Annotated in this window: 25 protein-coding genes and 1 riboswitch; of the genes, 14 read left to right on the forward strand and 11 right to left on the reverse strand. The window is 58.0% G+C overall.

Annotated elements, in window-relative coordinates; translation table 11 throughout:
• Positions 1 to 5: 5 nt before the first annotated feature.
• The 3 genes from ACR809_RS17205 to ACR809_RS17215 all read right to left on the reverse strand — a co-directional run bounded on the left by ACR809_RS17205 (position 6) and on the right by ACR809_RS17215 (position 2,562).
• On the reverse strand, positions 6 to 755 hold the full coding sequence (locus tag ACR809_RS17205; RefSeq protein ID WP_095123861.1) for an SDR family NAD(P)-dependent oxidoreductase: 750 nt from the start codon (positions 753 to 755) through the stop codon (positions 6 to 8).
• Positions 756 to 805: 50 nt separating this feature from the next.
• Positions 806 to 2,137, reverse strand: a complete 1,332-nt coding sequence (locus ACR809_RS17210) for an MFS transporter (RefSeq protein WP_019705008.1) — start codon at positions 2,135 to 2,137, stop codon at positions 806 to 808.
• A 287-nt stretch (positions 2,138 to 2,424) separates the two neighbouring features.
• Positions 2,425 to 2,562 carry a hypothetical protein gene (locus ACR809_RS17215; RefSeq protein WP_004142057.1) on the reverse strand — a complete coding sequence of 46 codons (138 nt, stop codon included), beginning with the start codon at positions 2,560 to 2,562 and terminating at the stop codon, positions 2,425 to 2,427.
• Here ACR809_RS17215 and ACR809_RS17220 point away from each other — a divergent pair.
• From ACR809_RS17220 to ACR809_RS17245, 6 genes are all read left to right on the forward strand, one after another.
• Positions 2,554 to 3,477 (forward strand): LysR substrate-binding domain-containing protein, encoded by a 924-nt coding sequence (locus ACR809_RS17220; protein WP_004179102.1) that lies wholly within the window; start codon positions 2,554 to 2,556, stop codon positions 3,475 to 3,477. The two genes, ACR809_RS17215 and ACR809_RS17220, sit on opposite strands and share 9 nt — an antisense overlap.
• Before the next feature lie 73 nt (positions 3,478 to 3,550).
• Entirely contained in the window at positions 3,551 to 4,210 is a 660-nt protein-coding gene (cecR, locus tag ACR809_RS17225; RefSeq protein ID WP_002895746.1) for a transcriptional regulator CecR, read from the forward strand.
• Positions 4,210 to 5,205: a secretion protein HlyD gene (gene hlyD / locus ACR809_RS17230; protein ID WP_002895745.1), complete on the forward strand. Its 996-nt coding sequence runs from the start codon at positions 4,210 to 4,212 to the stop codon at positions 5,203 to 5,205. Before cecR ends, hlyD begins: the two co-directional genes overlap by 1 nt.
• Positions 5,198 to 6,937, forward strand: coding sequence for an ATP-binding cassette domain-containing protein (locus tag ACR809_RS17235; RefSeq protein WP_122051453.1), 1,740 nt, complete (start codon positions 5,198 to 5,200; stop codon positions 6,935 to 6,937). The genes hlyD and ACR809_RS17235 overlap by 8 nt, the downstream gene beginning before the upstream one ends.
• Positions 6,927 to 8,060, forward strand: coding sequence for an ABC transporter permease (locus tag ACR809_RS17240; protein ID WP_065908854.1), 1,134 nt, complete (start codon positions 6,927 to 6,929; stop codon positions 8,058 to 8,060). Before ACR809_RS17235 ends, ACR809_RS17240 begins: the two co-directional genes overlap by 11 nt.
• Positions 8,061 to 8,189: 129 nt before the next feature.
• Positions 8,190 to 9,296: an ABC transporter permease gene (locus ACR809_RS17245; RefSeq protein WP_004142068.1), complete on the forward strand. Its 1,107-nt coding sequence runs from the start codon at positions 8,190 to 8,192 to the stop codon at positions 9,294 to 9,296.
• A gap of 60 nt (positions 9,297 to 9,356) precedes the next feature.
• Here ACR809_RS17245 and ACR809_RS17250 read toward each other — a convergent pair whose 3' ends face one another.
• Complete coding sequence (locus ACR809_RS17250) at positions 9,357 to 9,794, reverse strand: YbhQ family protein (protein ID WP_004176793.1); 438 nt, start codon at positions 9,792 to 9,794, stop codon at positions 9,357 to 9,359.
• A gap of 131 nt (positions 9,795 to 9,925) precedes the next feature.
• On the opposite strand from ACR809_RS17250, the gene ACR809_RS17255 reads away from it, so the two are divergent.
• The 3 genes from ACR809_RS17255 to ACR809_RS17265 are packed head-to-tail and all read left to right on the forward strand — an operon-like array spanning position 9,926 to position 12,890.
• Positions 9,926 to 10,687 (forward strand): endonuclease/exonuclease/phosphatase family protein, encoded by a 762-nt coding sequence (locus tag ACR809_RS17255; RefSeq protein ID WP_122051454.1) that lies wholly within the window; start codon positions 9,926 to 9,928, stop codon positions 10,685 to 10,687.
• Positions 10,684 to 11,928, forward strand: coding sequence for a cardiolipin synthase ClsB (gene clsB / locus ACR809_RS17260; RefSeq protein WP_002895730.1), 1,245 nt, complete (start codon positions 10,684 to 10,686; stop codon positions 11,926 to 11,928). The genes ACR809_RS17255 and clsB overlap by 4 nt, the downstream gene beginning before the upstream one ends.
• Positions 11,925 to 12,890: a lysylphosphatidylglycerol synthase domain-containing protein gene (locus tag ACR809_RS17265; RefSeq protein WP_002895728.1), complete on the forward strand. Its 966-nt coding sequence runs from the start codon at positions 11,925 to 11,927 to the stop codon at positions 12,888 to 12,890. The genes clsB and ACR809_RS17265 overlap by 4 nt, the downstream gene beginning before the upstream one ends.
• A gap of 652 nt (positions 12,891 to 13,542) precedes the next feature.
• Here the strand turns inward: ACR809_RS17265 and ACR809_RS17270 are convergent.
• The 6 genes from ACR809_RS17270 to moaA form a co-directional block, all read right to left on the reverse strand.
• Entirely contained in the window at positions 13,543 to 14,247 is a 705-nt protein-coding gene (locus ACR809_RS17270; protein ID WP_004142079.1) for a Bax inhibitor-1/YccA family protein, read from the reverse strand.
• A gap of 45 nt (positions 14,248 to 14,292) precedes the next feature.
• Positions 14,293 to 14,745 carry a molybdopterin synthase catalytic subunit MoaE gene (gene moaE, locus ACR809_RS17275; RefSeq protein ID WP_002895674.1) on the reverse strand — a complete coding sequence of 151 codons (453 nt, stop codon included), beginning with the start codon at positions 14,743 to 14,745 and terminating at the stop codon, positions 14,293 to 14,295.
• A 1-nt stretch (position 14,746) separates the two neighbouring features.
• Complete coding sequence (moaD, locus tag ACR809_RS17280) at positions 14,747 to 14,995, reverse strand: molybdopterin synthase sulfur carrier subunit (protein WP_002895672.1); 249 nt, start codon at positions 14,993 to 14,995, stop codon at positions 14,747 to 14,749.
• Entirely contained in the window at positions 14,988 to 15,476 is a 489-nt protein-coding gene (gene moaC / locus ACR809_RS17285) for a cyclic pyranopterin monophosphate synthase MoaC (RefSeq protein ID WP_002895670.1), read from the reverse strand. Before moaC ends, moaD begins: the two co-directional genes overlap by 8 nt.
• 3 nt (positions 15,477 to 15,479) lie before the next feature.
• Positions 15,480 to 15,992 (reverse strand): molybdenum cofactor biosynthesis protein B, encoded by a 513-nt coding sequence (gene moaB, locus ACR809_RS17290; protein WP_002895668.1) that lies wholly within the window; start codon positions 15,990 to 15,992, stop codon positions 15,480 to 15,482.
• A gap of 23 nt (positions 15,993 to 16,015) precedes the next feature.
• On the reverse strand, positions 16,016 to 17,005 hold the full coding sequence (gene moaA / locus ACR809_RS17295) for a GTP 3',8-cyclase MoaA (protein WP_002895665.1): 990 nt from the start codon (positions 17,003 to 17,005) through the stop codon (positions 16,016 to 16,018).
• Positions 16,993 to 17,131: riboswitch (molybdenum cofactor riboswitch) on the reverse strand. It overlaps the preceding gene by 13 nt.
• 208 nt (positions 17,132 to 17,339) lie before the next feature.
• On the opposite strand from moaA, the gene yvcK reads away from it, so the two are divergent.
• The 4 genes from yvcK (at position 17,340) to pmrB (ending at position 21,759) form a co-directional block, all read left to right on the forward strand.
• Positions 17,340 to 18,245, forward strand: coding sequence for a uridine diphosphate-N-acetylglucosamine-binding protein YvcK (yvcK, locus tag ACR809_RS17300; protein WP_004142092.1), 906 nt, complete (start codon positions 17,340 to 17,342; stop codon positions 18,243 to 18,245).
• Between the two features lie 104 nt (positions 18,246 to 18,349).
• Positions 18,350 to 19,990 (forward strand): phosphoethanolamine transferase EptA, encoded by a 1,641-nt coding sequence (gene eptA / locus ACR809_RS17305; RefSeq protein WP_004147681.1) that lies wholly within the window; start codon positions 18,350 to 18,352, stop codon positions 19,988 to 19,990.
• Positions 19,990 to 20,661, forward strand: coding sequence for a two-component system response regulator PmrA (gene pmrA / locus ACR809_RS17310; protein WP_002895659.1), 672 nt, complete (start codon positions 19,990 to 19,992; stop codon positions 20,659 to 20,661). Before eptA ends, pmrA begins: the two co-directional genes overlap by 1 nt.
• A gap of 3 nt (positions 20,662 to 20,664) precedes the next feature.
• Positions 20,665 to 21,759 carry a two-component system sensor histidine kinase PmrB gene (gene pmrB / locus ACR809_RS17315; protein WP_122051455.1) on the forward strand — a complete coding sequence of 365 codons (1,095 nt, stop codon included), beginning with the start codon at positions 20,665 to 20,667 and terminating at the stop codon, positions 21,757 to 21,759.
• Positions 21,760 to 22,009: 250 nt separating this feature from the next.
• On the opposite strand, the gene uvrB is transcribed toward pmrB, so the two are convergent.
• The gene (gene uvrB / locus ACR809_RS17320) at positions 22,010 to 24,031 is read right to left on the reverse strand and encodes an excinuclease ABC subunit UvrB (protein ID WP_002895655.1); all 2,022 of its coding nucleotides are present in this window, start codon (positions 24,029 to 24,031) and stop codon (positions 22,010 to 22,012) included.
• Between the two features lie 411 nt (positions 24,032 to 24,442).
• Between uvrB and ACR809_RS17325 the strand changes: the two genes are divergently transcribed.
• Positions 24,443 to 24,655 carry a hypothetical protein gene (locus ACR809_RS17325; RefSeq protein ID WP_016831283.1) on the forward strand — a complete coding sequence of 71 codons (213 nt, stop codon included), beginning with the start codon at positions 24,443 to 24,445 and terminating at the stop codon, positions 24,653 to 24,655.
• The last annotated feature ends 45 nt before the right edge of the window (positions 24,656 to 24,700 follow it).

Genomic DNA, 24,700 nt, shown 5'->3' on the forward strand with positions numbered 1-24,700 from the left:
CTCGCTTAGTGAATTAACATGCCGCCGTTAACGTCCAGGGTGATGCCGGTGGAGTAGGAGGAAAGATCGCTGCCGAGGAACAGCGCGGCGCGCGCGATGTCTATCGCGTCGCCAAGGCGGTTCATCGGAATGCCGGCAAGAATGTTGGCCGTCATGTCATCAGTCAGCTTGCCGGCGGTAATGTCGGTCTGAATCAGCCCCGGGGTGATGCAGTTAACGCGGACGTTATCCGGGCCAAGCTCGCGCGCCATCGCCCGCGCCAGACCCAGCACCCCGGCTTTTGCCGCGCTGTAGTGCGGTCCGCCAAAGATACCGCCGCCGCGCTGGGCGGAGACGGACGAGATGCAGACGATGCTGCCGGATTTTTGCGCCCGCATGGTGGGGATAACCGCCTGCGACATCAGCAGCGTGCCGCGCAGGCTAACATCAAGCACCGCGTCATAGTTGGCGCGCTTGATATCCATCAGCTTCAGCGGCTGGGTAATCCCGGCGTTATTGACCAGTACATCAACCCGACCGTATTTCGCCAGGATCTGTTCGATGGCCGCCTGCACCTGCACTTCATCAGCGACGTTGGCCGCCAGGCCGAAATGGCCTTCGCCTAATGCCGCCGCGGCGGTTTTACTGGCTTCGCCATTGAGGTCGATAATGACCACTTTCGCGCCGTTTTCGGCGAATAATTTCGCAGTCGCGAAGCCCAAACCGCGTGCGGAGGCCGCGCCAGTAATAATGGCGACTTTATCTTTTAATAACATAGTTTCACTCCATGACATTACGTCATATTAATTAACAGGATATATTTCCGTTATTGTGGTTCATCGAGGAAAAGAATCACCACCAAACCAATGGCGGCGCAGATACCAAAATAGGTAAATACAGAATTAAAACTCCCGGTTTTATCAAGCAAGAAACCAGCCGCCATCGGCGCGACAAATCCACCGAGGTTGCCGCCGCTATTAATTATGGAAGAGGCGATTGGATAGGTTTTGCTATCCGAAACGGCCATACCGTACGCGGTAAAGGCTGGCCAGCCGATATTTAAACAAAAGCCGACAAAGAATAATCCAATACAAACTGCCAGGGTGCTGGCCGGGATATTCAGCATAATTAGCATCATGACCACCGTTGACACCGCAGTGAACATCATGGTGGGTTTACGCCGGCGGCCTAATAGCTTATCCGAAATCCATCCGCCGCCGATCGCGCCAATAAAGCCGCCGATGCACGGCATACTGGCCACGAAGCCCATACTCATTACATCGAAACCGCGCTCTTTGACTAAATACAGGGGGATCCAGGTTAATAATCCGTACAGCACGCTAACCATCATAAAATACGCCAGGCAGTCACCGAGAATATTTTTTGAGGTGAATAAGCCTTTCGCCGTATCAATTGGCGCCATTTTCTTTACCCGAATGATTTTATCCAGCCAGGTAAATCTTTCGGCAATTAAGATATTTTCGCGTACGCTATTATTATGACTTTCACGCCCGGCATTAATCTCTGCCAGTTCGCTTTGGGAAACAAATCCGCTCTCAGCAGGCTTGGATTTGACCAGCAGATACCACGCGATGGCCGCCACAATTCCGGGTATAGCAAAAGAGAAAAAGACCCACCGCCAGCCCCAGGTTACCGCAATCCACACCGCCAGCGGCGGCACAATAATCGGCGCAAACATGGTCGCCGCGATGTAAACGCCGGTTGCTGTGGCTTTCTCTTTTGGTGGAAACCAGTTATTTATGGTGGAAGCCAGCCCCACCGGGCAAGGCCCTTCGCTCAGCCCCAGTCCCAGCCGCACCAGCTTCAGGCCAAACACGGAGCTCACCGTGCCCATCAGCCAGGTAAAGGCGGAGAAGCCGAAAATGGAGAGCGATACCAGCCCCCGGGTACCGCGTTTGGCGATGAAAAAGCCGGCCGGGATCTGGCTTACCGCATAGCCGAGGAAAAACATACTGGCGATGGCCCCGGCTTCAAAATTATTGATATGAAACTCATCAATGATGAAAGGCAGTACCGCGCCAATATTCGTTCGGTCGGCGTAATTGATGGCATACACCAGAAAAATCATCGTCAAAACCACGAAACGATATTTCGTTTTCCTGGCGTCAGTACAGACCAGCGTATCTATACGTGACATAGGGTTTCCTCGTTTTATACCTCATCCACTTCGCTGTAAGCTGCCGCTTCGGATCACCGCGTTTTACTATCCATACAGGAGCAAGAGATAAATGCTTTTCGCCAGCGAAACAGGTGGTTAGGTGTTTTATAATTGCGATGCAAGCACATCGCAGTTTGTTATCAGGCCTGTGAGAGGAATATAACAACCCCAAAATGAAACGGTATTCAAAAAACCTCAATTATGATTGAGAAAAATTGAGTTAGTGACTTCCCGCAAATTTTTAGCGTTTACTGACCTGCGCGCTTTTAACAAGATAAATTGTTAAGCCCATCACAAATTAACGTTGTTTTTTCGCTTTTCCCTATGCTGTACATCCCGGCTGCGCCACGCTGTTCGCTATTTTCTTTTATTCGCGCCCCGCGCAGGATGCCGCCATGAGCCAACCGCTACCCAATAAAAATCTGCCGATGCCCTCTTTACGCAATATCCAGGCTTTTATTGAAGTCGCCGCTACCGGCAGCCTTAACCTGGCCGCAGAGAATCTCAATATTACCGCCTCGGCGGTCAGCCATCAGATAGCTAGCCTGGAGCACTTTCTGGGGAAAAAACTGTTCTCCCGCAGCAGCAAAGGCGTCACGTTAACGGCGGTGGGAGAAAAATATCTCAAAGAGGTCTCCGGGGCGCTAAATATGATTGGCCAGGCCACCAGCCAAGTGATCAACGATATCCATCAGGATTATTTACGCATTCATTCGGCGCCGAGCTTCGGCCTGCTATGGCTGATGCCCCGTCTGGATAAATTCCGCCAGGCGTGGCCGGCGTTAAAAATCAGCCTGACCTGTTCATACGAAAGCATCCAGTTCTCCCGGGATAATATTGATATCGATATTCGTCACGGGCTGTCACAGTGGCCGACGCTGCTGGTCAGAACCATTAAAAATGAGCGCGTCCTGCCCTACAGCGCAGCGTCTTATTTAGCCAGCCATCCTGTGCAGGCTGTGGAAGATCTGCTGGCCTGCGATCTGATCCACTCCGACAGCACCTTAATTAACTGGAGCAATTGGCTGTCGTGGCACAAGGTCCGCGGCTGGCATAAAAACTTCATTTTTAATTTCGACCGGTCATATATGAGCATCGAGGCGGCCAGAATGGGGATGGGCGTGATCCTCGAGAGCAATCTGCTGGCCGGCGGACACGTGCGCCAGGGGCAGCTGACGCCGGTATTTGCCGACGAGCGGAGCATGCCGGTCGGCGCGCACCACTTCGTCCTCCCCCACGCTAATGAACAGAAGGAGAAGGTCCAGCGCTTCTTCGCCTGGGTCGCCGGAGAGCTGAAAGAGGAAGGGTTCCATATTTGATCCCGGCTGGTGGACAAACCGCCAGTCGGCGCCTAAAGTTAATCAATCGATTGATTAATTTTTACCGAGCGCGATGACCAGTAAAGGCGAACAGGCAAAAAATCAGCTTATCGCGGCCGCTATCGCCCAGTTTGGCGAGTACGGCCAGCACGCCACCACCCGCGATATCGCCGCCCAGGCCGGGCAGAATATCGCCGCTATCACCTATTATTTTGGCTCGAAAGACGATCTGTATCTTGCCTGCGCCCAGTGGATCGCCGATTTTATCGGCGACAATTTTCGCCCGCAGGCCGAAGCGGCGGAGCACCTGCTTGCCGGGGAAGCGCCGGATCGCCAGGCGATCCGCGACCTCATCCTTAGCGCCTGCCACAACATGATCCTGCTGCTCACCCAGGACGATACGGTTAACTTAAGCAAATTCATTTCCCGTGAGCAGCTGGCGCCGACCGCCGCCTACCATCTGATCCACCAGCAGGTGATTGCCCCCCTGCACCATTATCTCACCCGGCTGATTGCCGCCTGGACCGGCTGCGAAGCCAGTGATACGCAAATGATCCTCCATACCCACGCCCTGCTGGGCGAGGTGCTCGCTTTCCGTCTCGGGCGTGAAACTATCCTGCTGCGCACCGGCTGGACGCAGTTTGACGCGCAAAAAACGGAACAGATTTTCGAAGTCATTACCTGTCATATCGATTTCATCCTGCATGGGTTATCGCAAAGGAGTTTGGGCTGATGAAAAAACCCGTCGTCGTCATTCTGCTGATCGTGATTCTTCTCGCCGCGCTGGGCGGCGGCTGGTGGTGGTACCAGAGCAGCCGGCAGCAGCCGCTGACCCTGTATGGCAATGTCGATATCCGCACCGTCAACATGAGCTTCCGCGTTGGCGGTAGGCTGGCCTCGCTGACCGTCGACGAAGGCGACAGCATCCGCGCCGGGCAAACTCTCGGCGAGCTTGACCGCGCGCCGTATGAAAATGCCCTGCTGCAGGCCCAGGCCAATGTCTCCACCGCCCAGGCGCAGTATGACCTGATGATGGCCGGCTACCGCGCGGAAGAGATTGCCCAGGCCGCGGCGGCGGTGAAACAGGCGCAGGCCGCTTACGACTATGCGCAAAACTTTTATCAGCGCCAGCTCGGGCTGCGCGCCAGCAGCGCCATTTCCGCCAACGATCTGGAGAATGCCCGCTCCTCGCGCGATCAGGCGCAGGCAACGCTCAAATCGGCGCAGGATAAGCTGCGTCAGTATCGCGCCGGTAACCGCCCGCAGGAGATTGCCCAGGCCAAAGCCAGTCTGGAACAGGCGCAGGCGGCGCTGGCCCAGGCCAAACTGGACCTGCACGATACCGTGCTCACCGCCCCTTCTGACGGTACGCTGATGACCCGCGCCGTCGAGCCCGGCACTATGCTCAACGCCGGCGGTACCGTACTGACGCTGTCGTTAACGCATCCGGTGTGGGTCCGCGCCTATGTTGACGAGAAAAACCTCGGCCAGGCGCAGCCGGGACAAGAAGTGCTGCTCTATACCGACAGCCGGCCGGATAAGCCCTATCACGGCAAAATCGGTTTTGTCTCGCCGAGCGCTGAATTCACGCCGAAGACCGTCGAGACCCCGGATCTGCGCACCGATCTGGTCTACCGTCTGCGCATTGTGGTGACTGATGCCGACGGCGCGCTGCGCCAGGGAATGCCGGTGACCATCTCCTTTAGCCACGGGAACGGACATGAGTGAGACCGTCATCGCCTTAAACGGCCTGAGCCGCCGTTTTCCCGGTATGGACAGGCCAGCGGTAGCGCCGCTCACCTGCACGATCCGCGCCGGCTACGTCACCGGGCTGGTGGGGCCCGACGGCGCGGGGAAAACCACCCTGATGCGAATGCTCGCCGGATTGCTCAAGCCTGATGAGGGCCGCGCCAGCGTGATAGGCTTCGACCCGCTAAAAGACGACAGCGCCCTGCACGCGGTGCTCGGCTATATGCCGCAGAAGTTCGGTCTGTATGAAGATCTGACGGTGATGGAAAACCTGACCCTGTACGCCGACCTGCGCAGCGTCACCGGCGAGGCGCGGAAGAAAATTTTCGATCGCCTGCTGGAGTTCACCTCCCTTGGTCCATTCACCGAACGGCTGGCAGGCAAGCTTTCCGGCGGGATGAAGCAAAAGCTGGGCCTCGCCTGTACCCTGGTGGGCGATCCGAAAGTACTGCTGCTCGATGAGCCCGGCGTCGGCGTCGACCCTATCTCGCGCCGCGAGCTATGGCAGATGGTGCACGAGCTGGCCGGCGACGGCATGCTGATCCTGTGGAGCACCTCCTATCTCGATGAAGCCGAGCAGTGTCGCGATGTGCTGCTGATGAACGAAGGCAAACTGCTCTATCAAGGGGAGCCGACGGCGCTGACGCAAACCATGGCCGGGCGCAGCTTTCTGGTCTCCAGCCCGCAGGAGAACAACCGCCGCCTGCTGCAGCGGGCGCTGAAGCTGCCGCAGGTTAGCGACGGGGTGATCCAGGGCAAATCGGTGCGTCTGATCCTGAAAAAGGACGCGCGCATTGAGGAAGTCCAGCAGCATGGCGACATGCCGCCGCTGCAGGTGGCCGACACCGCGCCGCGCTTTGAAGATGCGTTTATCGACCTGCTCGGCGGCGCCGGGACCGCTGAATCGCCGTTGGGGGCGATTATCCATCGCGTTGACGGCAGCAAAGAGGAAACGGTCATTGAAGCCCAGTCGTTAACGAAAAAGTTTGGTGATTTCGCCGCTACCGACCATGTCGATTTCCAGGTTAAGCGCGGTGAAATTTTCGGCCTGCTCGGCCCCAACGGCGCCGGGAAATCCACCACCTTCAAAATGATGTGCGGCCTGCTGGTGCCCACCTCCGGCAAAGCGCTGGTGCTGGGAATGGATCTCAAGGTCAGCTCTGGCAAGGCGCGCCAGCATCTGGGCTATATGGCGCAAAAATTTTCGCTGTACGGCAACCTCAGCGTCGAGCAAAACCTGCGCTTTTTCTCCGGCGTCTATGGCCTGCGCGGCCGGGCGCAAAATGAAAAAATCGCCCGGATGAGCGATGCCTTTGGCCTGGAAAGGATCGCCCGCCACGCCGCCGACGAGCTGCCGCTCGGCTACAAGCAGCGGCTGGCGCTGGCCTGCTCCCTGATGCATGAACCCGATATTCTGTTTCTCGATGAACCCACCTCCGGCGTCGACCCCCTCACCCGCCGCGAGTTCTGGCTACATATTAATAGCATGGTTGATAAAGGCGTGACGGTAATGGTCACCACCCACTTTATGGATGAGGCGGAATACTGCGACCGCATCGGGCTGGTCTATCACGGCAAGCTTATCGCCAGCGGGACCCCGGATGAGCTGAAAGCCCAGGCGGCGGACGACAGCCAGACGGACCCGACCATGGAGCAGGCGTTTATTACCCTGATTAACCGCTGGGACAAGGAGAATAGCCATGGGCAATAGCATTCTCTCCTGGCGGCGGGTCCGCGCCCTGTGCGTCAAAGAGACCCGGCAGATTGTGCGCGATCCCAGCAGTTGGCTGATCGCGGTGGTGATCCCCCTGCTGCTGCTGTTTATCTTCGGCTACGGCATTAACCTCGACTCCAGCAGGCTGCGGGTCGGCGTATTGCTTGAGCAGCAGAGCGAAGAGGCGCTGGATTTCGTCCATACCATGACCGGCTCGCCCTATATCGACGCCACCGTCAGCGACAGCCGCAGGCAGCTGATTGAGATGATGCAGGCCGGGCGCATCCGCGCCATGGTGGTCATTCCGGTGGATTTCGACCGCCAGATGGCCCGCCCCGGCGCCGACGCACAGCTGCAGCTCATCACCGACGGCAGCGAGCCCAATACCGCCAACTTCGCTCAGGGCTATGTGGAAGGTATTTGGCAAATCTGGCAGCAGCAGCGGGCGGAAGACCGCGGCGAAACCTTTGAACCGCTGATCGACGTGCAGATGCGCTACTGGTTTAACCCGGCGGCTATTAGCCAGCACTTTATTATCCCCGGGGCGATCACCATCATCATGACCGTGGTCGGCGCCATACTGACCTCGCTGGTGGTGGCCCGCGAATGGGAGCGCGGCACCATGGAGGCGCTGCTGTCGACGGAGATCACCCGCGCCGAACTGCTGCTGTGCAAGCTCATTCCCTACTATTTCCTCGGCATGCTGGCGATGCTGCTGTGTATGCTGGTGTCGGTATTTATTCTCGGCGTGCCCTATCGCGGCTCGCTGCCGATCCTGTTTGTCATTACCAGTCTGTTTTTGCTCAGCACCCTGGGGATGGGGCTGCTGATCTCAACCATTACCCGCAACCAGTTTAACGCCGCGCAGGTGGCGCTGAACGCCGCCTTTTTACCGTCGATTATGCTGTCCGGGTTTATTTTCCAGATAGACAGTATGCCGGCGGTGATCCGCGCGGTGACCTATGTGATCCCGGCGCGCTATTTCGTTAGTACTCTGCAAAGCCTGTTTCTGGCGGGCAATATTCCGGTGGTGCTGCTGGTCAACGTGCTGTTTTTGATTGCGTCGGCGGTGATGTTTATCGGTCTGACGTGGCTGAAAACCAAACGGCGTCTGGATTAGGTTTTGTCCGGTGGCGCTGCGCCGACCGGGCCTACGGTTTAACCAACATCGATTATACGGTTCGCCGATCCCGTAGGCCGGGCAAACGCAGTGCCGCCCGGCGTGGTTGAATGGGCCAAAGGAGCTATTATGTTTCACCGTTTATGGACATTAATCCGCAAAGAGCTGCAGTCGCTGCTGCGCGAGCCGCAGACGCGGGCGATTTTAATCATGCCGGTGCTGATTCAGGTGCTGCTTTTTCCCTTTGCCGCGACGCTGGAGGTGACCAACGCCACCATCGCCATCTACAACGAGGACAGCGGTCGCCACGCGGTGGAACTCACTCAGCGCTTTGCCCGCGCCAAAGCCTTTACCCACGTCCTGCTGCTGCAAAGCCCGCAGGCGATCCAGCCGACCATCGATGAACAAAAAGCTCTGCTGGTGGTGCGCTTCCCGGCCGATTTCTCGCGCAATCTGGATAACTATCAAACCGCCCCGCTGCAGCTTCTGCTCGACGGACGCAACTCCAACAGCGCGCAAATCGCCGCCAACTATCTACAACAGATTGTGAAAAACTATCAGCAGGAGCTGCTGGAGGGTAAAGCGAAGCCGAACAACAGCGAGCTGGTGGTGCGCAACTGGTACAACCCGAATCTCGACTATAAATGGTTCGTGGTGCCGTCGCTTATCGCCATGATCACTACCATCGGGGTGATGATCGTCACCTCGCTGTCGGTGGCTCGCGAGCGCGAGCAGGGCACCCTTGACCAGCTGCTGGTCTCCCCCCTCGCCACCTGGCAAATTTTCGTTGGCAAGGCGGTGCCGGCGCTGATCGTCGCCACCCTGCAGGCAACTATCGTGCTGGCGATTGGTATCTGGGCCTATCAGATCCCGTTTGCCGGCTCGCTGCTGCTGTTCTATTTCACCATGGTGATTTACGGTCTATCGCTGGTGGGCTTTGGCTTATTGATTTCGTCGCTGTGCGCCACCCAGCAGCAGGCGTTTATCGGCGTGTTCGTCTTTATGATGCCGGCTATTCTCCTGTCGGGGTACGTCTCACCAGTGGAAAACATGCCGCAGTGGCTGCAGGATCTGACCTGGATAAATCCCATCCGCCACTTTACCGATATCACCAAGCAAATTTATCTGAAGGATGCGAGTCTGGAGATTGTGTGGGGAAGTTTGTGGCCGCTACTGGTCATAGCGGCCACCACCGGCTCAGCGGCGTATGCGATGTTCCGAAGGAAGATTGCGTAATACCCGTCATCGTTCAAACTACAACGGCGTTGGCTTTCCTTACTCACCCCAGTCGCATAGTTATCTATGCTTCTGGGGATTCGCTGCGTTGCCGCCTTGTTGTAGCCCGAACGCTTTAGGGTAACGGCTCTTATCTTTCGCCAGCAGCGAGACCACTGCCGGGCCTGCCAGTATCACCAGCCCGGCGAGGGCCAGCAGCAGGTTGTTGTGCAGCACGCGCGACAGCAGCCACAGCGCTATCATGGCCGCGCCGAAGTACCAGGTCGTGGTGAGCTCCTCAAGGAAGTCTCCCACATCGCGCCAGCGCGCCTCATGGTGACGCTGTAAAAACAGCATCGCCAGCAGCGTGACGCTGTAGAGGACGCACAGTCCCAATCCGACGCGCACCAGCGCGCCGCTCATCCAACCCATCACCAGTACTGCCACGACCAGTAGATGCAACATAATCTGCCAGCAACTAAGACCCGTTGCGACGCGTACACGTTGTTGCCACTTCATGGCTTCTCTCCTGAAGGATTTTTCTCTGCTACTCAGAGTACCGCACTTTACGGAAAATTCCGTAACACCGCATCTTTTTGTGACGTCTACTACACTATTTTATTCAGGAAAGTGACATTTACTGGAGAATTATGGCTGAGCCAACGGCGGGATTTTCGTTGAACGTGCTGACAATTAACACCCATAAAGGCTTTACGGCGTTTAATCGGCGTTTTATTTTGCCCGAACTGCGCGACGCCGTGCGCAGCGTTAGCGCGGATATTGTTTGCCTGCAGGAGGTGATGGGCGCTCATGAGGTACATCCGCTGCACATCGAAAACTGGCCGGATACGACCCATTATGAATTTCTCGCCGGCACCATGTGGAGCGACTACGCCTACGGGCGCAATGCGGTTTATCCGGAAGGCCACCACGGCAACGCCGTGCTGTCGCGCTTTCCCATTGAATACTACGAAAATCGCGATATCTCGGTCGGCAACGGGGAGAAGCGCGGCCTGCTGTACTGCCGCATCGTGCCGCCGCAGAGCGGGATAACTATTCACGTGATTTGCGTCCATCTCGGTCTACGCGCCGACCAACGGCAGGCGCAGTTGACCATGCTGGCGGAGTGGGTCAATACCCTGCCCGCGGGCGAGCCGGTGGTGGTGGCTGGCGATTTTAACGACTGGCGTCAGCAGGCTAACCAGCCGTTAAAAGCCCAGGCCGGGCTGGAAGAGATCTTTACCCGCGCCCGCGGACGGCCGGCGCGCACCTTTCCGGTCAGTTTTCCGCTGCTGCGCCTCGACCGCATTTACGTCAAGAACGCCCACGCCAGTCGCCCGAAGGCGCTGGCCCTTAAACAATGGCGGCATCTGTCCGATCATGCACCCCTTAGCGTGGAGATACATTTGTGAAATGTCGTTGGCAGGAAGGCAACCGCATTACGCTACTGGAGAATGGCGACCAGTACTATCCGGCGCTGTTTGCGGCCATCGGTCGCGCCAGCCGGCGGGTGATCCTCGAATCCTTTATCTGGTTTGAAGATGAGGTAGGCCGGCGGCTGCACGCGGTCCTGCTCGAGGCTGCCCGCCGCGGCATCCAGGTGGAGGTGCTCCTCGACGGCTATGGTTCCCCGGATCTCAGCGATGAATTTGTCGGCGAGCTCACCGCCGCTGGCGTGATTTTCCGCTACTACGATCCGCGTCCTAAGCTGATGGGGATGCGCACCAATCTGTTCCGTCGCATGCACCGTAAAATCGTGGTAATCGACGACACCACCGCCTTTGTCGGCGGTATTAACTACTCCGCCGAACATATGAGCGACTACGGTCCGGAGGCGAAGCAGGATTATGCGGTGCAGGTCGAAGGGCCGGTGGTGCTCGACATCCTGCAGTTCGAGCTGGAAAACCTGCCCAACAGCGAAACCGCCCGCCGCTGGTGGCGACGTCGTCGCCACCAGCCGGAGATTAACCAGACCCCCGGCGAAGCGCAGGCGCTGTTCGTCTGGCGCGACAACCAGGATCACCGCGACGATATTGAACGCCACTACCTGAAGATGCTGACCAGCGCCCGCCGGGAAGTGATTATCGCTAACGCCTATTTTTTCCCCGGCTACCGCCTGCTGCATGCGATGCGCAATGCCGCGCGGCGCGGAGTACGGGTTAAGCTGATCGTGCAGGGCGAACCGGATATTCCCATTGTGAAGTTTGGCGCCCACCTGCTCTATCACTATCTCGTTAAGGGCGGGGTGCAGATTTACGAATATCGCCGTCGCCCGCTGCATGGCAAGGTCGCTCTGGCAGACGACCACTGGGCCACCGTTGGGTCAAGCAACCTGGATCCGCTCAGCCTGTCGCTGAATCTGGAAGCCAATCTGATCATCCACGATCGGGTGTTTAACCAGACGCTGCGCGATAATCTCAACGGGCTTATCGCCCGGGATTGCCAGCGGATCGATAAAACGATGCTGCCGAAACGCAACTGGTGGCGGCTGGGCGTCAGCGTGATGGCTTTCCACTTTCTGCGCCACTTCCCGGCATGGGTCGGCTGGCTACCGGCTCATACCCCGCGGCTGGCCAGAGTCAGCCCGCCGGTCCAGCCGGAAATTGAAACTCAGGACCGCGTCGAGTCTCCAGCCAGGGATAATCCACTATGAGCAAATCACATCCCCGCTGGCGGATGGCGAAAAGAGTGCTGACCGTGCTCTTTTTTATCGCCGTCATCGTCCTGTTGGTGATCTACGCGCAAAAAGTCGACTGGCAGGACGTGTGGAAGGTGATCCGCGGCTACGATCGGCTGGCCTTGTTTAGCGCCATTGCGCTGGTTATCGTCAGCTACCTCATTTACGGCTGCTACGATCTGCTCGGTCGGGCTTATTGCGGGCACAAGCTGGCGAAACGCCAGGTCATGCTGGTGTCGTTTATCTGCTACGCCTTTAACCTGACACTCAGCACCTGGGTCGGCGGGATCGGTATGCGCTACCGGCTGTACTCGCGGCTGGGGCTGAACGGCAGCACCATCACCCGTATTTTTTCCTTAAGCATTACCACCAACTGGTTGGGCTATATTCTGCTGGGCGGGGTGATATTCACGGCAGATCTGGTGAAGCTGCCGCCGCACTGGTACATCAGCCAGACCACTCTGCGTATTATCGGCGGGGTGATGCTGATCCTTACGCTTTGCTATCTGTTCGGCTGCGCGTTCGCCAAACGCCGTCACCTGACGATTAAAGGCCAGCGGCTGGTGCTGCCCTCCTGGCGCTTCGCGCTGCTGCAGATGGGGCTCTCGGCGGCGAACTGGATGGCGATGGGGGCGATAATCTGGCTGCTGTTGGGCAGCGAGATTAACTATTTTCTGGTATTAGGGGTGCTGCTGGTGAGCAGTATCGCCGGGGTGATTATCCATATTCCGGCTGGGATCGGCGTGCTGGAGGCGGTGTTTATCGCCATGCTCTCCGGGGAAGATATTTCGAAGGGCGCGATCATTGCCGCCCTGCTCGCCTGGCGCGCGCTCTATTATTTCCTGCCATTGCTGCTGGCGACGGTGGCCTATCTGCTGCTGGAGAGCCGGGCGAAAAAGCTACGGCAAAAGAACCAGCGCAAGCTGGCCCGCGAATGAAACGGCCTGGTCGCGCTGCGCTTGCGCGGGCCTACGGAGTGTGAGCCTGTGAGAGGATCCTGTAGGCCGGGTAAGGCGCAGCCGCCGCCCGGCAGCACCACGGGTACCGTGTCTGAAATCTCGCCCGGCGGCGCTGCGCTTGCGCGGGCCTACGGAGTGTAAGCCTGTGAGAAGATCCAGTAGGCCGGGTAAGGCGCAGCCGCAACCCGGCAGCACCACGGGTACCGTGCCTGAAATCTCGCCCGGCGGCGCTACGCTTGCGCGGGCCTACGGGGTGTGAGCCTGTGAGAGGAGCCTGTAGGCCGGGTAAGGCGCAGCCGCCACCCGGCAATACCACGGGTACCGTGCCTGATATCTCGCCCGGCGTTGCTGCGCTTGCGCGGGCCTACGGGGTGTGAGCCTGTGAGAGGAGCCTGTAGGCCGGGTAAGGCGCAGCCGCCGCCCGGCAGCACCACGGGTACCGTGCCTGATATCTCGCCCGGCGGCGCTGCGCTTGCGCGGGCCTACGGAGTGTGAGCCTGTGAGAGGATCCTGTAGGCCGGGTAAGGCGTAGCCGCCGCCCGGCAATACCACGGGTACCGTGCCTGATATCTCGCCCGGCGGCGCTGCGCTTGCCGGGCGTTCGGAGATGCAACCCCGTGATATAAAGAGGTTAGCGGCGGTTGCCCATAATACGCAGCAGCATCAGGAACAGGTTGATGAAGTCCAGATACAGCGTTAAGGCGCCAAGGATCGAGTATTTACGCAGCGTGGCGCTGTCGCGGGTATCAATCTGCTCGCCGATGTTTTTCAGCTTCTGGGTGTCATACGCCGTCAGACCGACAAACAGCACCACCCCAATATAGGTCACGGCCCACATCAGCGCCTCGCTCTTCAGCCACAGGTTGACCAGCGACGCCAGCACGATGCCAATCAGCCCCATAAACAGCATGCTGCCGAAGCCGCTCAGATCGCGCTTCGTGGTGTAACCATACAGGCTCATCGCCCCAAACATCCCGCCGGTGACCACAAAGGTGCTGGCGATCGATGAATAAGTATAGGCGATAAAAATGCTCGATAGCGTCAGTCCGGTCAGCGCCGAATAGAGCATAAACAGCGTGGTGGCCATCCCGGCGCTCAGCCGCTGCACCATTCCCGACAGCACAAACACCAGCGCCAGCTGGGCAATAATCAGCCCGAAGAAAGTGATTTTGCTCGAAAAGACGAACATCATCACCGCCGGAGTATTCGCTGCAAACCACGCGATAAACGCCGTCAGCAGCAGGCCGACCGTCATCCAGCCGTACACCTGCGCCATGTAAGTCTGCAGGCCGGTACGGCCCTGCACTATTGAATCGGAACGCGGATATCTGTCCATGACTCTCTCCTGATAAACAAAGTTTCACCCTGTAAGCGTATCACACTACCAGCGCTCTGCCGCCTGGCGATCGCTGTCGCGGGCGTCGACCCAGCGTTCGCCATCCGGCGTCGCTTCACGCTTCCAGAACGGCGCGCGGGTTTTCAGGTAATCCATAATAAACTCGCCGGCGGCGAAGGCGCTGCCGCGGTGAGCGCTGGTGACGCCGACAAACACAATTTCTTCCCCCGGCCACATTTCGCCGATGCGATGGATAACCGTCACCCGGCCCAGCGGCCAGCGCTCGCGCGCCAGCTCGACAATTTCCGCCAGCGATTTTTCAGTCATCCCCGGATAGTGCTCGAGGGTCAGCGCCTTCACGCTGTCGCCGAGGTTGTGGTTACGCACTTTACCGGTGAAGGTGACCACCGCGCCGTCTTCATCGCGTTCCGCCAGCCAGGGATATTCCTCACTGACGCTAAAGCGCGCCGGGCTGACCACGATACGGGTTTGCGTCATGTCAGCCCCCTGTTACCGGTGGGAAGAACGCCACTTCGTCGCCGCTGGCCACTGGATGTTCGAAAGAGGTTAGCGTCTGGTTAACTGCCGCCAGCAGCTTGCCCTCCTCCAGGGCCAGCGCCCAGCGATCGCCGCGAGCGGCAAGCTGCTGACGAACCGCTTCGACAGTCGCCAGTTCGCTGGCATCAAGGGTCAGCGAATCGGTACCGACCAGCTCGCGCACCTGGGCAAAAAACAGAACCTTAATCATGGCATTCACCCACCTTAAAATCGCCGGACTTGCCGCCGCTTTTCGCCAGCAGGCGCACCGGGCCAATCACCATATCCTTCTGCACCGCTTTGCACATATCGTAAATGGTCAGCGCGGCAACCGAGGCGGCGGTCAATGCTTCCATCTCAACGCCGGTTTTCCCGGTGAGTCGGCAGAGCGATTCAATGCGCACCCGGTTATGTTCCGGCTGCGCCTGCAGATTGACTTCCACTTTGCTGAGCATCAGCGGATGACACAGCGGGATCAGCTCCCAGGTGCGTTTGGCCGCCTGGATCCCGGCGATACGCGCGGTGGCAAACACGTCGCCTTTATGGTGGCTGCCGTCGATAATCATCGCCAGGGTCGTCGCCTGCATTTCAACGTAAGCCTCGGCGCGCGCTTCGCGCACCGTTTCCGCTTTGCCGGAGACATCGACCATATGGGCTTCACCCGCGGCGTTAATATGGGTCAGTTGTGACATAGATTATTTCTTCAGGTGTGGAATGAAGTTACACGGACGGGTGCGGGCATCAAGCTGCGGGGCGATGATGTTGTCCCACGCCGTACGGCAGGCTTTGGTTGAGCCCGGCATGGCGAAAATCAGCGTGCGATTGGCGACGCCGGCCACGGCCCGGGACTGCAGCGTCGAGGTGCCGATCTCTTCGAACGACAGCATGCGGAACACTTCGCCAAAGCCTTCGACCTCACGATCAAACAGCGGCAGCAGCGCTTCCGGCGCCTGATCGCCGTCGGTAAAACCGGTGCCGCCGGTGATCAGCACCACCTGCACGTTATCGCTGGCTATCCACGCCGATACCTGAGCGCGGATGGCGTAGCGATTCTCTTTGACGATCGCCTTCTCGACGACTTGGTGCCCCGCCTCCTGCGCCGCCTCGCGCAGCCAGTGACCGGAAGTGTCGTCCTCTTCGCCGCGACGGCTGGAAACGGTAAGAATAGCAATACGGGTCGGGATAAACTCAGCGCTAGCCTGGCTCATCTGAATGCTCCTTTCGAAAAAGATTAACCGCCAATATAGGACAGGTTCTGCGTAATACCGGTGTTGCCCTGATGCAGGAAATGGGTCTGCTTTTTATGGGTTAAGGCTTCGGCGATCCGCGCCTCCAGCGCAGCCTGCTGCTGGTCTTCGGCCATCAGGTCGCGCAGGTCGACGCCGCCTTCGCCAAACAGGCACAGGTGCAGTTTGCCAACGGACGAGACGCGCAGCCGATTGCAGGTGGCGCAGAAGTCTTTTTCATACGGCATGATGAGACCGATCTCGCCGGCGTAGTCCGGGTGACAAAAGACCTGCGCCGGGCCATCGCTGCGCTGGCGGATCTGATGGATCCAGCCGCGGCGCAGCAGTTCATCGCGCAGCACCATGCCGGAGAGATGGTGACGGCGGAACAGGTCGCTGCCTTCACCGGTTTCCATCAGCTCAATAAAGCGCAGCTGGATACGGCGGGGTTGGATCCACGCGAGGAAGGTATCGAGCTGGTGATGGTTAACATCACGCATCAGCACGGTATTCACCTTTACCTTGTCAAAGCCGGCGGCGAAGGCGGCGTCAATGCCGTCCATCACCTGGTGGAACTTATCCTGGCCGGTGATGGCATGGAACTGGCGGGCGTCGAGGCTATCAACGCTGACGTTAATCGCCGTCAGGCCGGCATCGCGCCAGCGTTCGACATCGCGCGCCAGGCGGTAACCGTTGGTAGTGACCGCAATCTGACGGATCGCCGGGTTTTCACGCACGGCGGCAATAATCTCGGTGAAGTCGCGGCGCAGGGAGGGTTCCCCACCGGTGAGGCGAACTTTTTCGGTGCCCAGCGCGGAGAAAGCGCGCGTAACCCGGCGTACTTCGTCTACGCTGAGAAAGCCATTGTTATTGACGGCGCCGGGTTTGTAACCGTTCGGCAGGCAGTAGGTGCAACGGAAGTTGCACACATCGGTAATCGACAGACGCAGGTAATAAAACTTACGCGCGAATGCATCGGTAAGCTGTGAGGCCATATACACCTTTCCAAATACGGGAGACGCGGTCATTTCTTTCCACGCCCTGGCGACAACCGGCGGCGTCGCGGCCAAATCGCCATATCTTTTGACACAGGCGAAGAGGCTAGAGTGTTAACAGGTTATGTCGATAGTAGCGCGTTACAGGCAGTTTCGCCATTGGCGATTTCGCTATATAATTTTATACATATCGCTATCTTCGTGCATTTTCGCTACAGAATAGCCATAAATCATTTTTTTGCCTTGATGTCGGTCAGTTTGTCGGGCTCCTCCCATCGTCTTTTAGGGGTAGATCGGGTAGTGTGTGGCCGTTTATGTGAAATAAGGAATTTCTATGCGCAATCGTACATTCGCTGACCTCGATCGGGTGGTAGCGCTCGGCGGCGGGCATGGTTTGGGCCGGGTGATGTCCTCCCTCTCCTCGCTCGGTTCACGGCTGACCGGCATTGTCACCACCACCGATAACGGGGGTTCCACCGGGCGGATCCGTCGTTCGGAAGGTGGCATTGCCTGGGGCGATATGCGCAATTGCATCAACCAGTTAATTGCCGAGCCGAGCGTAGCGTCGGCGATGTTTGAGTATCGTTTTGGCGGTAACGGCGAGCTTTCCGGACATAACCTCGGAAATTTGATGTTAAAGGCGCTGGATCACCTGAGCGTGCGGCCGTTAGAGGCGATCAATTTGATCAGAAACCTGCTGAAAGTGGACGCTTTCCTGATCCCGATGTCAGAACAACCGGTGGATTTGATGGCGCTCGATCATGAAGGCCATGAAGTTTATGGCGAAGTGAATATTGATCAGCTTGATAATGTGCCGCAGGAGCTGATGCTCACCCCGCCGGTACCGGCCACCCGCGAGGCGGTGGAGGCTATCGCCGAAGCCGATTTGATCCTCATTGGGCCGGGCAGTTTTTACACCAGCCTGCTGCCGATCCTGTTGCTCGACGAGATGGCCCAGGCGTTGCGCCGCACCCCGGCGCCGATGGTTTTTATCGATAACCTCGGCAAAGAGCATAGCCCGGCCGCGAGGCTGTCGCTGGCGGAGCGCATCGCGATTATGGAGCGCTATGTAGGCAAGCGGGTGGTGGATGCGGTGATCGCCGGTCCAAAAGCCGATATCAGCGGCATCGACGACCGGTTGGTGATCCAGACGCCGCTGGAGGCCAGCGACGTTCCCTATCGTCATGACCGGGCGCTGCTCCGCGGGGCGCTGGAGAAAGCGATCCAGCTGCCGGGCTGATCCTGCGCGCCGGAAGCGGCCCACTTCGGCGCACCTTAAAATCTTAAGGTTGTCTTAAAATAGGGCTGGCACTATACCCTCATCTTTTTCTGTGGGTGTGCATTATGTCGTTATTGCCTCTGCGTCGGCCGGTGGTCAGCCGCACGACTTATCTGATTCTCTTTGCTTGCTATATCGGTATCTTTCTCAACCTGGCTTTTTATCGCCAGGTTTTCCCGTTACTGCCGGTAAATAGCCTGCATAACTGGCTGGTATTTCTCAGTATGCCGATCGTGGCCATTAGCGTGATGAATATCCTCACCACTCTCGCCTCGTTCCTGAAGCTGGACCGGCTGGTGATTAGCCTGTTCATTCTGCTCAGCGCCTCGGCGCAATACTTCATCTGGAACTTTGGCGTGGTGATCGACCGCAGCATGATCACCAATATCCTCGACACCACTCCGGCGGAAAGCTTTGCTCTACTCTCCGGCGAAATGATTGCCGTCCTCGGCCTTTCCGGGGTTTTGGCGGTATTCGTCGCCTGGTGGGTGAAAATCCGTAAGCCCGCCACGCGGTGGCGCGGCGCGGCGATGCGCCTGCTCAATATCGCCGTTTCGGCGCTGCTGATTATTCTGGTGGCCGCGCTGTTCTACAAAGATTACGCCTCGGTGTTCCGTAACAACAAAGAGCTGGTGAAATCCCTGAGCCCTTCCAACAGCATTGTGGCCGTGAACTCATGGTATGCTCATCATCGGATGGACAACCTGCCGCTGGTGAAGATTGGCGAAGATGCCACGCAGAAAGCGGTGATGCATAACGCTCCCCGTAAGAACCTGACGATCGTCGTGCTCGGCGAGACTTCGCGAGCGGATAACTTCTCACTGGGCGGCTATTCGCGCGACACCAACCCGTTGATGCGGCAGGACGGCGTGATCTATTTTCCGCATACCACTTCCTGCGGCACGGCAACCGCAGTTTCCGTACCGTGCATGTTCTCCAATATGCCGCGCGCGCATTATGACGAAGAGCTGGCGCACCATCAGGAAGGCGTCCTGGATATTCTACAACGCGCAGGGATCCAGGTGCTGTGGAACGATAATGACGGCGGCTGCAAAGGCGCCTGCGACCGGGTACCACACCAGAACGTCACCGACCTGAAGCTCACCGGGCAGTGCATCGATGGCGAGTGCTACGATGACGTCCTGTTCCATAATCTCGACAGCTATATCGATAACCTGCAACAGGATGGCATTATTGTGCTGCATACCATCGGCAGCCACGGTCCGACGTACTACAATCGCTATCCAGCGGCGTTTCGCAAATTCACGCCGACCTGCGACACCAATGAGATCCAGGGCTGTACCCGGGAGCAGTTGACCAATACCTATGACAACACCATCCTTTATGTCGACTATGTCGTTGATAAAGCGATAAAACTACTGCAATCTAAACAGGATAAATTTACCACTAGCCTGGTTTATTTGTCCGACCACGGCGAATCGCTGGGAGAAGATGGCGTCTATTTGCATGGTCTACCGTATTCCATCGCGCCGGATACGCAGAAACATGTGCCGATGGCGCTGTGGCTCTCCGCCGACTACCAGCAGCGCTACGGCATTTCCGCGCACTGTCTGCAGCAGCGGGCGCAAAAAGAGAATTACTCGCAGGATAATCTGTTCTCCACCCTGCTCGGCCTGCTCGGCGTCAGCACCCGCGAGTACCAGGCGGCAGATGATATCTTAACGCCATGTAGAGAGGCTGGTTGATGAAAATCTTAGTCATTGAAGACGATGCGCTGCTGTTGCAGGGGTTAATTCTGGCGATGCAAAGTGAAGGATACGTGTGCGACGGCGTCTCCACCGCGCACGAAGCCGCGCTATCGCTGGCCAGCAATCATTACAGCCTGATCGTGCTGGATCTCGGCCTGCCGGATGAAGACGGGCTGCATTTTCTCTCCCGCATGCGGCGGGAGAAAATGACCCAGCCGGTGCTGATCCTCACCGCCCGCGATACGCTTGAGGATCGCATTAGCGGTCTCGATACCGGGGCGGATGACTACCTGGTAAAACCCTTTGCCCTGGAGGAACTCAATGCGCGCATTCGCGCCCTGCTCCGCCGGCATAACAACCAGGGCGATAATGAAATCAGCGTCGGCAATCTGCGCCTTAACGTCACTCGCCGCCTGGTGTGGCTGGGTGAAACGGCGCTGGATCTTACGCCGAAAGAGTATGCCCTGCTGTCGCGACTGATGATGAAAGCCGGTAGCCCGGTGCATCGCGAGATCCTCTACAACGACATTTACAGCTGGGACAACGAGCCGGCGACCAATACCCTGGAAGTGCATATTCACAACCTACGCGAAAAGATTGGCAAATCGCGGATCCGCACCGTCCGGGGCTTTGGCTATATGCTGGCTAACAACATCGACACGGAATAGACCATGGCTCTGTTTGCAACTGAAACCTGGACCATGCGCCACCGGCTGCTGCTGACCATCGGCGCCATCCTGGTGGTCTGCCAGCTGATAAGCGTCTTCTGGCTATGGCATGAGAGCAAAGAGCAGATCCAGCTGCTGGTGGCCAGCGCCATCGAAGGGCACAACAACCAGAAACATGTGGAGCATGAGGTACGGGAAGCGGTTGCCAGCCTGCTGGTGCCGAGCCTGCTGATCGTTGGCCTGGCGCTGTATATCAGCATGCTGGCGGTGCGCAAGATCACCCGCCCGCTTTCACGACTGCAAAGCGAACTGGAGAACCGCACGCCGGACAACCTCACTCCTATCGTACTCAGCGAATCGGTGCCCGAAGTCACGGCGGTGACCACCGCCCTGAATCAGTTAGTTTCCCGCCTCAATCTGACCCTCGACCGCGAGCGGCTGTTTACCGCCGACGTGGCGCATGAGCTACGCACCCCGCTGGCCGGGCTGCGGCTGCACCTTGAGCTGCTGGCGAAAGTGCATGGCATGGGCGTCGACCCGCTGATCCAGCGTCTCGATCAGATGACCACCAGCATTTCCCAGCTGCTGCAGCTGGCGCGCGTCGGCCAGTCCTTTTCCGCCGGCAGCTACCAGCAGGTGCTGTTGCTGGATGACGTGGTAAAACCCCTGCAGGACGAACTGGAGGCTATGCTGGCGCAGCGTCAGCAGCGGCTGCTGCTGACGGACGAAAACGAGGCCGTCGTCTCTGGCGATGCGACGTTAATCCGCGTGATCCTGCGCAATCTGGTGGAGAATGCTCACCGCTACAGCCCTGAAGGGTCGACGATCCGCGTGTCGGTGAAAGCGGGCCTGATGCCGGTGATGGCGGTGGAAGATGAAGGGCCGGGGATCGATGAGGCGAAAAGCGGCGAACTCAGTAAAGCCTTCGTGCGCATGGACAGTCGCTACGGCGGCATTGGCCTCGGACTGAGCATCGTCACGCGCATCGCTCAGCTGCATGACGCCCAGTTTTTTTTGCATAACCGACAGCCAGGGCCAGGGGTCCGCGCGTGGGTGCTATTCCCGCAGCGCGGGGGTCAGAACGTCAGCACCCATTGATGGAAGAAGGCAACAATAATGACCAGGGCGGTGGCGACCGCCAGATATTCACGGAAGTTAATTTTTTGCATGGGCGCTATCCTCATCAGGTTGAAGATAGTGTCGCCTGGCGAGATTAAGCAAACATTAAGAAGGCCGCAACGCGGCCTTTTTTCTTCTCAAATGTTTGTTATCTGGCAAGCAGGACGATATAAGAGAAGCGCGCCTTCACTATATCCCGCACGTCCACTCCGCCAGTCTGCGCCCAGAATCAGGAGGCGGCGATAAACAGCTCGCGCAGCTGATGCAGCTGGTCGCGTATTTGCGCCGCCTCCTCAAACTCGAGGTTCTGCGCGTGCTGCATCATCTGCCCTTCCAGCTCGTGGATTTTCTGCTGCAGCGCTTTTGGCGTCATATCCACAGCGCTAAGCCCGGCAGGCTCAACGGCCTTCGCTTTACCGCGCCCTTTGGCTTTGGTTTTCGCCAGGCCCTGGCCCAGCTGCAGGATATCCACCACTTTCTTATTGAGCCCCTGCGGCACGATGCCGTGCTCTTCGTTGTAGCGCTGCTGTTTCTCCCGTCGACGCTCGGTCTCGCCAATGGCTTTGGCCATGGAGGGGGTGATCTTATCGCCGTAGAGGATGGCCTTGCCGTTGACGTTGCGCGCCGCGCGGCCGATGGTCTGGATCAGCGAGCGTTCAGAACGCAGGAAGCCCTCTTTATCCGCATCCAGGATCGCCACCAACGACACCTCAGGCATATCCAGCCCCTCACGCAGCAGGTTGATCCCCACCAGCACGTCAAACTCGCCAAGACGCAGGTCGCGGATGATTTCCATGCGCTCGACGGTGTCGATATCCGAGTGCAGATAGCGCACGCGCTCGCCGTGCTCCTCAAGGTACTCGGTTAAGTCCTCCGCCATCCGCTTGGTGAGAGTGGTGACCAGCACGCGCTCGTTGATGGCCGTGCGCAGGCGGATCTCTGACAGCAGATCGTCGACCTGAGTCGCCACCGGGCGCACTTCGATGATTGGGTCAAGCAGACCGGTCGGCCGCACCACCTGATCCACAACCTCGCCGCCGGATTTATCCAGCTCATAGGCGCCCGGGGTCGCCGACACATAGATGGTTTGCGGCGCCAGCGCTTCAAATTCTTCAAACTTCATCGGCCGGTTATCCAGCGCCGACGGCAGGCGGAAACCGTATTCCACCAGCGTCTCTTTGCGCGCCCGGTCGCCCCGGTACATACCGCCGATCTGCGGCACCGTGACGTGGGATTCGTCAATCACCAGCAGGCCATCCGCCGGCAGATAGTCGAACAGGGTCGGCGGCGGCTCGCCGGGCCCGCGCCCGGAGAGAAAGCGCGAGTAGTTTTCAATGCCCGAGCAGTAACCCAGCTCGTTCATCATTTCGAGGTCAAACTGGGTACGCTGGGTTAAGCGCTGCTCTTCCAGCAGCTTGTTGTTGGCCAGCAGCACCTTGCGCCGCTCCGCCAGCTCAAGCTTGATCTCTTCCATCGCCTGGACGATGCGCTCCCGCGGCGTCACGTAGTGGGTCTTGGGATAAATGGTATAGCGCGGCACCGTCCCTTCGACGTGGCCGGTGAGCGGGTCGAACAGCGACAGACGCTCGACCTCTTCGTCAAACAGCTCAATGCGCAGAGCGATATCGTCGGATTCCGCCGGGAAGACGTCGATCACCTCGCCGCGCACGCGAAAAGTGCCGCGCTGGAAGGCCTGATCGTTGCGGGTATACTGCAGTTCGGCCAGACGACGCAGGATCGCCCGCTGGTCAATCAGCATACCGACCGTCAGATGCAACATCATTTTCAGATACAGGTCCGGGTCGCCGAGGCCGTAGATCGCCGAGACTGACGCCACCACCACTACGTCGCGCCGCTCGAGCAGCGCTTTGGTGGCCGACAGACGCATCTGCTCAATATGTTCGTTTACCGAGGCGTCCTTCTCAATGAAGGTATCTGAGCTGGGAACGTAGGCTTCCGGCTGATAGTAATCGTAGTAGGAGACGAAATACTCGACGGCATTCTCCGGAAAAAACTCTTTCATCTCGCCGTAGAGCTGAGCCGCCAGGGTTTTGTTTGGCGCCAGCACCATCGTCGGCCGCTGTAGGTCGGCAATCACATTGGCGATGGTAAAGGTTTTACCGGAGCCGGTAACCCCCAGTAGCGTCTGATGCGCAAGCCCATCCTCCAGCCCCTCTTCCAGGCGGCGGATGGCTTCCGGTTGGTCTCCGGAGGGGCGAAAGGCGGAATGCAGTACAAACGATTTACTCATCAATCAGAACCTGAAAAAAGAATTAGCGGCCGGTGTTTAATTCTACCCCCCGGGCCGTTTTTTGCCAATAAATTACACTGGATATTTAAACAGTGCGTACTTATGATAACGCCACAAAAGGGTCTTATTGGCCGGCAAGCTGGGTGCAAAACGCGCGTCAGACGGAATAATCCTCCGGCCGCCAGGGTTATCCCCAAAAAATTTTACCTTTTAACATTTGTCAAGCGGACGGATGAAACTTTTATGGCAGCAGATGACGCTTTTCTTACACCCATTGATTTTATCTAACAAGCTGATATTTAAGATCTTTCAAGAAAAGACGCCTTTCGCGCCAATTCAGCCGCAAGCCGCGTACGCTCTAGCTTACCGCAGGTTTTCTAACTCTAATACACAAGGTTATCCACAGGAATAGTGGATAACTGTCCGCAGCCCAAGACCACCGCCGCCCGGCGCCTGTCGCCTTTTGCCGTCAACCGCGTGGCGAAAAATTTTTATCGAACTATTTTTGATAACTATCCGCTTAAAGCCGCTCGATTTTTGCTGCTTTTTGCACCACCCTTTAGCGTCTGGCACCGGAAAAGTGCAGCCCCGGCGCTGACGAGGCCCGATGGTATCGGCGTTTAGCGCTTTTTTCCGAGCGTTCTTTTTCCTGGCAAGAGTTTTGCAGCA

It is taken from the genome of Klebsiella sp. CD33 (assembly GCF_051992865.1).
GTDB lineage: Bacteria > Pseudomonadota > Gammaproteobacteria > Enterobacterales > Enterobacteriaceae > Klebsiella > Klebsiella pneumoniae.

Bases quoted from the DNA above. Each gene is read 5' to 3' on its own strand.
- ACR809_RS17205 (WP_095123861.1), bottom strand. From the start codon at position 755: ATGTTATTAAAAGATAAAGTCGCCATTATTACTGGCGCGGCCTCCGCA.
- ACR809_RS17210 (WP_019705008.1), bottom strand. From the start codon at position 2,137: ATGTCACGTATAGATACGCTGGTCTGTACTGACGCCAGGAAAACGAAA.
- ACR809_RS17220 (WP_004179102.1), top strand. From the start codon at position 2,554: ATGAGCCAACCGCTACCCAATAAAAATCTGCCGATGCCCTCTTTACGC.
- cecR (WP_002895746.1), top strand. From the start codon at position 3,551: ATGACCAGTAAAGGCGAACAGGCAAAAAATCAGCTTATCGCGGCCGCT.
- hlyD (WP_002895745.1), top strand. From the start codon at position 4,210: ATGAAAAAACCCGTCGTCGTCATTCTGCTGATCGTGATTCTTCTCGCC.
- ACR809_RS17235 (WP_122051453.1), top strand. From the start codon at position 5,198: ATGAGTGAGACCGTCATCGCCTTAAACGGCCTGAGCCGCCGTTTTCCC.
- ACR809_RS17240 (WP_065908854.1), top strand. From the start codon at position 6,927: ATGGGCAATAGCATTCTCTCCTGGCGGCGGGTCCGCGCCCTGTGCGTC.
- ACR809_RS17245 (WP_004142068.1), top strand. From the start codon at position 8,190: ATGTTTCACCGTTTATGGACATTAATCCGCAAAGAGCTGCAGTCGCTG.
- ACR809_RS17250 (WP_004176793.1), bottom strand. From the start codon at position 9,794: ATGAAGTGGCAACAACGTGTACGCGTCGCAACGGGTCTTAGTTGCTGG.
- ACR809_RS17255 (WP_122051454.1), top strand. From the start codon at position 9,926: ATGGCTGAGCCAACGGCGGGATTTTCGTTGAACGTGCTGACAATTAAC.
- ACR809_RS17265 (WP_002895728.1), top strand. From the start codon at position 11,925: ATGAGCAAATCACATCCCCGCTGGCGGATGGCGAAAAGAGTGCTGACC.
- ACR809_RS17270 (WP_004142079.1), bottom strand. From the start codon at position 14,247: ATGGACAGATATCCGCGTTCCGATTCAATAGTGCAGGGCCGTACCGGC.
- moaE (WP_002895674.1), bottom strand. From the start codon at position 14,745: ATGACGCAAACCCGTATCGTGGTCAGCCCGGCGCGCTTTAGCGTCAGT.
- moaD (WP_002895672.1), bottom strand. From the start codon at position 14,995: ATGATTAAGGTTCTGTTTTTTGCCCAGGTGCGCGAGCTGGTCGGTACC.
- moaC (WP_002895670.1), bottom strand. From the start codon at position 15,476: ATGTCACAACTGACCCATATTAACGCCGCGGGTGAAGCCCATATGGTC.
- moaB (WP_002895668.1), bottom strand. From the start codon at position 15,992: ATGAGCCAGGCTAGCGCTGAGTTTATCCCGACCCGTATTGCTATTCTT.
- moaA (WP_002895665.1), bottom strand. From the start codon at position 17,005: ATGGCCTCACAGCTTACCGATGCATTCGCGCGTAAGTTTTATTACCTG.
- yvcK (WP_004142092.1), top strand. From the start codon at position 17,340: ATGCGCAATCGTACATTCGCTGACCTCGATCGGGTGGTAGCGCTCGGC.
- eptA (WP_004147681.1), top strand. From the start codon at position 18,350: ATGTCGTTATTGCCTCTGCGTCGGCCGGTGGTCAGCCGCACGACTTAT.
- pmrA (WP_002895659.1), top strand. From the start codon at position 19,990: ATGAAAATCTTAGTCATTGAAGACGATGCGCTGCTGTTGCAGGGGTTA.
- pmrB (WP_122051455.1), top strand. From the start codon at position 20,665: ATGGCTCTGTTTGCAACTGAAACCTGGACCATGCGCCACCGGCTGCTG.
- uvrB (WP_002895655.1), bottom strand. From the start codon at position 24,031: ATGAGTAAATCGTTTGTACTGCATTCCGCCTTTCGCCCCTCCGGAGAC.